The sequence below is a fragment of the Streptosporangium nanhuense genome, from assembly GCF_059358815.1.
The window spans coordinates 1-907 of the sequence record NZ_JCADBG010000116.1 but is presented as its reverse complement, the minus strand read 5'-3'; the positions used below and the strand labels follow the sequence as shown (position 1 = coordinate 907).

Here is a 907-nt window from a genome sequence, read left to right as displayed (position 1 = left end):
CGCAGATAGTGGCCGCGCATCCGGGCGAACAGGTCCAGCCCCCACATGAAGCGGGCGTGCGCCGCGCCGCACGCCTTCGCCGCGACCGATCCGGCGTAGGTGAGCGGCTCCCAGATCACCAGGTCGGGCTTCCACTGCCGGCAGTACTCGGTCAGCTCCGTCATCATGGGGTCGTTCACCACCCGGCACCACCACAGGACGTGCCCCTGGTAGCCGGTCTTGATCTGCTGCCAGGTGAGCATCTCGGGGCGGTTCTCCGCCATGTCGAAATCCTTCTCCTGGCCGGTGTCCTTGGCGAGCTGGAGCAGCCTGCCGAGACCGTGGTTCGTGCCGAGGGGCACGGCGGTGAGGCCGGCACCGGTGATGACGTCGGTCAGCTCCGGCTGGCTTGCCACTCGCACCTCGTGGCCGGCGTTGCGCAGCGCCCACGCCAGCGGGACCATCCCCAGAAAATGGCTCTTCTCGGCGTACGACGTGAACAGGACGCGCATGGTCTTTCCTTCCTGGGGCCTCGCCGGTCAGCTCGTGGTGGTGCCGCGGTGTTCGGCGGTGAGCCTTTCCAGCTGGGGGACGAGCTCGTTGGGGGTGGGCATGGCCTCGATCTCGTCGCGCAGCCTTCCGGCCGCCTCGGCGAAGGAGGGCTCGCCCAGCAGGCGCAGCAGGTGCTCGCGCACCCGCGGGCCGTCGGCGTCGCGGCTGTGCATGACCAGCCCGGCCCCCTGCCCCGCGAGGTGTCCGGCGAGCAACGGCTCGTCGAACAGCTTCGGGACCATGAGCTGCGGCACGCCCCGGGAGGCCACCGTGAAGACCGTGCCCGGCCCGCCGTGGTCGATCACGGCGGAGCAGGTGGGGGCGAGGGCGTGCAGGGGGACGAAGGAGACCAGGCGGGTGTTGGCCGGGACGTGGT

At 70.7% G+C, this 907-nt stretch carries 2 protein-coding genes; both read right to left on the bottom strand.

Annotated elements, in window-relative coordinates:
• The coding region (locus tag AC5L38_RS44250; RefSeq protein ID WP_495248828.1) for a glycosyltransferase family protein at positions 1 to 491 on the bottom strand (491 nt) is incomplete at its 3' end.
• Positions 492 to 518: 27 nt separating this feature from the next.
• Positions 519 to 907: nucleotide disphospho-sugar-binding domain-containing protein (locus AC5L38_RS44245; protein ID WP_495248827.1), on the bottom strand; the 389-nt coding region annotated here is incomplete at its 5' end.